This window comes from Pseudomonadota bacterium (assembly GCA_022361155.1).
GTDB lineage: Bacteria > Myxococcota_A > Polyangia > Polyangiales > JAKSBK01 > JAKSBK01.
On sequence record JAKSBK010000548.1, the window covers coordinates 1 to 6,986 of the forward strand.

Consider the following 6,986-nt stretch of genomic DNA (forward strand, 5'->3'; position numbering starts at 1 on the left):
CCGAAGCACCCCGCTTCAGCCCGCGTCAGTCGGATGTGCTGTGGGTGGTCGGAACTATCAGCCAGCGGCAGGCCCCAGCGCTTCGACGCATATACGATCAGATGGCGGATCCCAAGTGGGTCATCGCATTCGGCACCTGTGCCTCATGTGGGGGCTTCTACGACAACTACGCGACCGTGCCAGGTATCGACAAAATCGTGCCCACCGATATCTACGTCCCTGGGTGTCCGCCTCGCCCCGAAGCCGTGCTCGACGGCTTGATGTTGCTTCAAGAGAAGATCAGCAACGGAGAGCGCGCCCCCCGCCTGGTACCGCCGCGTGAAGTCGTGCGCCTGGCCCAGCTGCGGTCCAAGTCCTCCCTGCCACGTGGCGACGGCACGGATGGGTCCGGCGAACGGCAAGCTCGATGAGCCACCGGAACCAACGCATGCATTCAAACCGATCGGCGCTCTAACCCTCAGGTTGCTGAGCGCCGGCCTGTGCGGGACCGAAATGGAACTGGCTGACGAGATTGTCGAAGACGACGAGACCGCACTGGAGCTGCCGGGCGATCCCATGCGTCTGAACATGGGGCCGTCGCATCCCGCGATGCACGGCACCATTCGGATGGTGCTCGACCTCGACGGTGAAACGGTCACCGAAGCGGACGTCCAGCCGGGCTACCTGCACCGGGGATTCGAGAAATCCTGCGAGCGAGGCACGTGGAACCAAGTCTTCCCCTACGCAGACCGCCTCAACTACGTGTCACCGATGCTCAACAACGTCGGCTTCGCGCTCGTCGGCGAGAAGCTCTGCGGCATCGAAGTACCCGAGCGCGGCCAATACTACCGCGTGATCCTTGGCGAGCTCGCCCGTATCACCGATCACCTGACCTGCAACTGCGCCAGCGCCATGGAGCTCGGTGCGATGACACCGTTCTTCTGGATGATCAAGGTCCGTGAATGGATTTGGGACCGGCTCGAGAAGGAAACCGGAGCAAGGATGACCCACAGCTTCGGCCGCATTGGGGGCATGGCGTTGCCGCCCACGGACGACTTCAAGCAGGATGTGCGCAAGGTGCTGCCGGATGTGCACAATGCCTGTAGCGAGGTCGAGGCGCTGCTCTTGGGCAATAGGATCTTCATCGACCGGATGCAGGGTGTTGGCGTGCTTCCTCGCGAGCGCGCGCTCGGGCTCGGGATGACAGGCCCCATGCTGCGCTCCACTGGCATTGCGTACGACGTGCGCAAGGACCACCCGTACCTGGTCTACGACCGTCTCGACTTCGACGTGCCTATCGGCCACGACGGCGACAACTGGGACCGTTTCATGGTGCGGATGGAGGAGATCCGTCAGTCGGTTCGAATCGTGGAGCAGGCGCTCGAGCAGATGCCGGACGATGGCCCGGTTTCCGTTTCGGATCCACGCCTCGTGTTTCCGGACAAGCAGCAGGTCTATAACACCATCGAGGCCACGATCGCGCACTTCAAGCTGGTCATGGAAGGCTTCCGGCCGCCTCCGGGCGAGGTGTACAGTTATACCGAAGGGGCGAACGGCGAGCTCGGTTTCTTCGTGGTGTCCGACGGCAGCGGGACACCCTATCGAGTCAGGGTGCGGCCACCCTGTTGGTTCAACATGCAGGGTGTACGGGATATGATCGTTGGCGACATGCTGGCAGACATCATCCCGACTTTTGGGTCCGTCAATATGATCGGCGGCGAGTGCGACCGCTGAGGTCCAGGACCCTGCCGGCGACGCCGTAAGGACTCTGCGAATGCAAGGCTCCCTTCTCTTTGTTCTGGTTAGCTCGCTGATCAAGATCGTGTTCATCCTGATCGTGGCCGTCGGCGCCTTCGCGCCGTTGCTCGTGTGGGCCGAGCGGCGCCAAAGCGCCATGATCCAGGACCGCCTTGGTCCAATCCGAGCCGGCTTCACCCTATTTGGGCGCAACATCACGCTAGCTGGCCTGTTGCATCCGCTCGCCGACGCGCTGAAGTTGATCTTCAAGGAGGACTTCGTGCCTCCCAAAGCCGATCGGTTTCTGCACGCTGCTGCGCCCATCATCACGCTGGCTCCCGTGGTGGCTTCCTTCGCAGTCATTCCCTTTGCCGATGTGCTTTACCTTGACCACGCGACCGAAGTGCTGCCGCGCACCGGCGCTGTCGCATCGAGCGCGGCCGTGCCAATGCAGGTTGCGCCGCTCAACATAGGCATCCTGTTCGTGTTCGCGATCGGCGGCACGGGCATTATTGGGGCAGCCATCGCTGGCTACGGCTCCGACAACAAGTATTCGCTGCTCGGCGGCATACGGGCAGCGAGCCAGATGGTCAGCAACGAGGTGACCCTGGGTCTGACGCTCGTGCCCTGCTTCATGGTCTACGAGTCCGTGCGGCTCGAGGAGATGGCGCTCTGGCAAAGCGAGCACGTCTGGGGCATCTTCGTCCCCAACCTCACGCTGGCCTTCGTGCTGTTTCTGACGGCGTCGATCGCCGAGAGCAAGCGTATTCCATTCGACCAGCCCGAAGGTGAAAGCGAGATCGTAGGAGGCTACGCCACCGAATACTCGGGGATGAGGTGGGGCATGTTCTTCATGGCCGAGTTCGTGGAGATCGTCGTCTTGGGCGCCATGGCCACCGTGTTGTTCTTTGGAGGCTGGGATCTACCCTTCCTGTACCGGAACGGCTTGGACTTCTTCGGGTTCGTGGTCGAGCTCCAGCACTGGGTCGTGGTCACGCTCCAGGTGCTGTTCTTCCTGCTAAAGATCGTGCTCTTCATGTGGCTGCAGCTCATGATCCGCTGGACCCTGCCGCGTTTTCGCTACGACCAAGTGATGGCGTTGTGCTGGAAGGGACTGCTTCCGCTTTCGCTGGTCAACATCATGGTTACCGGCATCGTGCTTCTCGCGACGCAGTAAGGCGCTTTCGCGACGGAGCACCAGGGGGAGCCATCTCGGGGATTCGAACCCCGGACCTACGGTTTACGAAACCGTTGCTCTACCACTGAGCTAAGATGGCACGGAAGCGCCGCGCTACCGGGCGCGGCCGGCGCTCTAGCCCGACGCCTGTTTGCTGTCAAGACGCTGGCCTGACCCCATGATCGTGGATCTGCGTTCCGATACGCTCACAAAGCCCAGCCAAGCCATGCGTGCCGCCATGGCCGCAGCTGAAGTAGGCGACGATGTCTACGGAGAGGACCCCACGGTCAGGCGACTCGAGGGGCGTGCGGCCGAGCTGCTGGGCAAACCGTGGGCCCTTTACGTGCCGAGTGGCACCATGGCCAATCAGATCGCACTGCTCGCGCACTGCCGTCCCGGTGACGAGGTGATCATCGGGGAGGGCAACCACTGCGCGTTCTACGAGGGCGGTGCGGGCGCGGCGTGGGCCGGTGTGCAGTTCGCGCAGGCAGGTCACGGCGGCTTGTTCAGCGCGGACGAAATGGAAGCGGCTTGCCGGCCCGGCGAGCACTACCTGCCACGCACGAGCCTGGTGGCACTCGAAAACACGCACAACCGGGCGGGCGGGCGCGTGTTTCCTCAGGCCGACGTCCTGCGCATCGCCGAGCGCGCCCATCGTCGCGGTCTGCGCGTGCACCTCGATGGCGCGCGGATCTGGAATGCGGCGGTGGTTACAGGGCAGCCGCCAAGCGCCCTGGCCGAGCCGGTCGACACGGTAAGCGCTTGCTTTTCCAAGGGGCTCGGAGCGCCGGTTGGATCCGTCATCGCCGGCAGCCGCGAATTCGTGACACGAGCACGACGACTGCGGCACATGCTTGGGGGCGGCATGCGCCAAGCCGGCGTGTTGTGCGCGGCTGCGCTGTTCGCCCTCGATCACAACCTGGAGCGCCTGGCCGAGGACCACCGCCTTGCGAGGCGGCTGGCCGCGGGGCTGGCCCGAATCGAGGGCGTCCGCTGCGACATCTCCGGCGTCGAGACCAATATCGTCAACTTCGATGTCCCGGGCGACGCGGCCCGTTTCGCTGCCCAGGCCGCCTCCCGGGGGGTGCGCCTGCACGCGGTTGCCAAGCACCGGCTGCGCGCCGTGACCCACCGCGAGCTTTCGGAACGGGACATCGAACGCGCGGTCAGCGTATTGGTCGAGGTCGGACAGCCTGATCCGTTGGATCGGTGACCCGGCCGCTGAGTTGCGCGACCGCCCGGGTAACGAGATCCATGGATTCGTCGAACTCGGACTCATGGAAGACGCTCAACGTGAGCAGACCGCCGTAGCCCGACCGGATCAAGGTGCCGAGCAGCCAGCTCGCGTGCTTGCTGGGCACGTAGCGCAAGGAGCGATGGGCGCGCTCATCGGGGTCGACACCGTGCCATTGAATCACGCGTATTCTGTCCGGTACGACCGCCAGGAGCGACTTCGCCATGGCGTAGTCGCTCGATTCCGAGGCCAGGACCATCGCAATCGACACGCCGAGCGATTCCAGCATGGGCACGATGATTTCGTACGGCGCCCTGCACTGCAGGCACAGCCTTGCCGGATCGACCCCGGTGCCGAGCAAGCGCTCCAGCGCGCTCTGGGTCGTATCCTGCCAGCGCACAAGCTCGGGTCCCGATCGGTCAGCGTGGTGAGCGGGGCAGGCCACGACGTAGGCTCGGGGGTCCAGGACGCGGGTGTGGCGAATCATGCGTTTGAGCTGGTTTTGAGCGCGACGGCGCTCGTTCCAGCGGCGGCTGGTAAGCTCCGGGCCGGCACTTACGTGAACGCTGTAGCTAAGACCTGAGCGTTCGCGGATCTCGCTCAAGCGGCTGAGCTCCTCGGAATCCGGAATGACCTCACCGGCAAGAAAGAGCGCCAGGTCGCGCACCCGAAAAGCCAGGCGCCGCGCGTTCGCGGTCCAGCCGGCCCTGTACACGTACGATGTGGCTCCGAGGGCGAAAGGGAGCTTCGGAACGCTGGCATCGGTACGAGCACCGACCGGGGATCGTCTGGTACGCTGGACAGCCAAGCGAGCCCATCGTAGCGCAGGACTATGCTGGTGTCCTGAGACATCGCTCTGATCGCGCAGCGAGCACCTGACCCGCAACGAAGTCTCCGGGTCAGGCTCCAGCCACTTGCCAAGCCGTCTCGCGGGCCCACTTGGCCGCCTCCAGCCAGGCGCCCGTGATTCGGCTCTCGTCGAGCCCGGCGCATGCCACGGCCTCCCAGCGGCTCTGCTCGTAAGCTACGGCACACGTTAGCAGCGCACCGTAAGGGCCGTCGTGATGCACGATGGCGTCCTTGAGCTCGGGGCTCAGCGGCAGTTCGCTCAGTACCTCGCGCATGGGGCGGTCCAGAAGCAGATCGAGCACCGAGAACAGCCCCACCGTGAAGGCGGTGCTCGACTTGGGCGCCCCCACGGCCTGCGCCAGATTGTCGCACATGCGCGCCCGTACCAAAGCCACGTGCAGCAGCTCGGGGGATCTGACGCCGCTCGCAGCAAGGGTCAGCAGCGTGACCCAGCGGCGCACGTTGTCCAAGCCAAGCATGACCAACGCGTGACGGACGGTCTCGATGCGACTTGCGGTCGCCCGCCCGGCCGTGTTCAGGCAGCGCACCAGGCGGTACGAAAGGGACACGTCGCTTCCTATGATCTCGTCCAGGCTCGAAATACTGGCGTCAGGATCGTGCACCGCTTGCAGGAGCCTCAACACGCTGGCATGCCGCGTCGGTATCTTTCGACCCCGGACAATCGACGGCTTGCTCAGGAAGTAGCCCTGGCAGTAGTTGAATCCGATCTCAAGACACATCTCGTGCTGAGCGTGGGTTTCGACCTTGTAGGCGATCGTCTCCAGGTTGTGCGACCGCAGCATGCCAAGGTGCCCTCGCAAGCGCTTGGGGTCGTACTTGCTCACGTCGACGCGGGCATAGCCCGCAACCTCTATGAGGGGCCCGTTTTTCGCTGCGTCAAGCTCGACGTCGCTGAGAACGAAGCGGTATCCCCTCCAAGCGAGGAACCGGAGCGCGGCGACGCTGCTGATGTCGACCTCGAAATCGCGCGGGATGACGAGCAGCACACGGTCTCGAGGCAGGAGCAGCGAGTAGTACTCGAGCAGCGTCTTGCGGGGGAAGTAGACCAGCATCTGCTTCGATCCAACAACCTGGTCCAGACCCAGCTCCACCAGAGCGTTCAGCATCACCCCCATGGTTGCGTCGTGACCGCTGCTAAAGCGCGCCCGATTCTCGAGGTCGCGTCGATACAACAGCTGGTAGGCCCAGACGTCGTTGCGGCGATCCAAAATGGGCTGCCGGCCCAAGAAGGCAAGCCGCTCCGGAAAAGCCGCAACCACCGAACCCCTGTCGCCGGTCTGGTTCGACGGACTATACCCTGTTTGACTCACGCGACCTGCTCCCGCCGGCACACCGGCTGAGCCGATCCTACGGTGGAACCCGATAGCTCTTGAGGGCCCGAATCAAGGCTGATTCTGCTCGAGCCGGTCCCGTCCGGCCCATTTCACGGAGGGCCACCGAATTGGTTGACTTTGGCCGGCACACGCTCGAGAGTCGGCCTGCGAGTTATCTGCCGGCAGGCGTGGCCCGCGCAACGTCGTCGCTAGGGCGGATCAATAGCGAGCACCATGAGTCCCGAGCCCACCCCAGCGATCTCCGCAAGCGCCGACCGTGCCCAGCCCTCGGAACGCTACAAGCTCGTTCGAGGCGCTAGCCGGACCCTTTGCGAGCCCCTGTGCATCGAAGACTACGTGGTCCAGTCGATGCCGGACGCGAGCCCCACGCTGTGGCACCTTGCACACACGACGTGGTTCTTCGAGACCTTCGTGCTCAAGCCTCACTGTCCTGGTTATCGCCCGTGGTCCGAGGGCTTCGAGTACCTCTTTAATTCCTACTACAATTCGGTGGGGCCGGCCTTTCCGAGGCCACGCAGGGGCTTGCTGACGCGGCCAACCGTACGCGACGTCATGCGCTATCGCGCCTACGTGGACGAGCACGTGCTCGCACTGCTCGAACGTGGCCCCCCCAACGTGGCGAGCGTGGTGGAACTGGGACTGCAGCACGAACAGC

The 6,986-nt window shown here is 64.1% G+C and carries 7 protein-coding genes and 1 tRNA gene; 5 read left to right on the forward strand and 3 right to left on the reverse strand.

Annotation, left to right across the window (positions count from 1 at the left end):
• The 3 genes from nuoB to MJD61_20375 form a co-directional block, all read left to right on the forward strand.
• A partial coding sequence (nuoB, locus tag MJD61_20365) for an NADH-quinone oxidoreductase subunit NuoB (protein ID MCG8557618.1) occupies positions 1-410 on the forward strand: 410 nt, incomplete at its 5' end.
• Complete coding sequence (locus MJD61_20370) at positions 382-1,713, forward strand: NADH-quinone oxidoreductase subunit D (protein MCG8557619.1); 1,332 nt, start codon at positions 382-384, stop codon at positions 1,711-1,713. The genes nuoB and MJD61_20370, both read left to right, overlap by 29 nt.
• 40 nt (positions 1,714-1,753) lie before the next feature.
• Positions 1,754-2,893, forward strand: coding sequence for an NADH-quinone oxidoreductase subunit H (locus MJD61_20375; protein MCG8557620.1), 1,140 nt, complete (start codon positions 1,754-1,756; stop codon positions 2,891-2,893).
• A 28-nt stretch (positions 2,894-2,921) separates the two neighbouring features.
• Here the strand turns inward: MJD61_20375 and MJD61_20380 are convergent.
• Positions 2,922-2,993: transfer RNA gene (locus MJD61_20380), tRNA-Thr, on the reverse strand.
• Between the two features lie 78 nt (positions 2,994-3,071).
• Here MJD61_20380 and MJD61_20385 point away from each other — a divergent pair.
• Positions 3,072-4,106, forward strand: coding sequence for an aminotransferase class I/II-fold pyridoxal phosphate-dependent enzyme (locus MJD61_20385; GenBank protein ID MCG8557621.1), 1,035 nt, complete (start codon positions 3,072-3,074; stop codon positions 4,104-4,106).
• On the opposite strand, the gene MJD61_20390 is transcribed toward MJD61_20385, so the two are convergent.
• On the reverse strand, positions 4,060-4,842 hold the full coding sequence (locus tag MJD61_20390) for a hypothetical protein (GenBank protein MCG8557622.1): 783 nt from the start codon (positions 4,840-4,842) through the stop codon (positions 4,060-4,062). The two genes, MJD61_20385 and MJD61_20390, sit on opposite strands and share 47 nt — an antisense overlap.
• A gap of 184 nt (positions 4,843-5,026) precedes the next feature.
• On the reverse strand, positions 5,027-6,307 hold the full coding sequence (locus tag MJD61_20395) for an HDOD domain-containing protein (GenBank protein ID MCG8557623.1): 1,281 nt from the start codon (positions 6,305-6,307) through the stop codon (positions 5,027-5,029).
• Positions 6,308-6,544: 237 nt separating this feature from the next.
• Between MJD61_20395 and MJD61_20400 the strand changes: the two genes are divergently transcribed.
• Positions 6,545-6,986 (forward strand): DinB family protein (locus MJD61_20400; protein ID MCG8557624.1); only part of this gene is annotated, 442 nt, incomplete at its 3' end.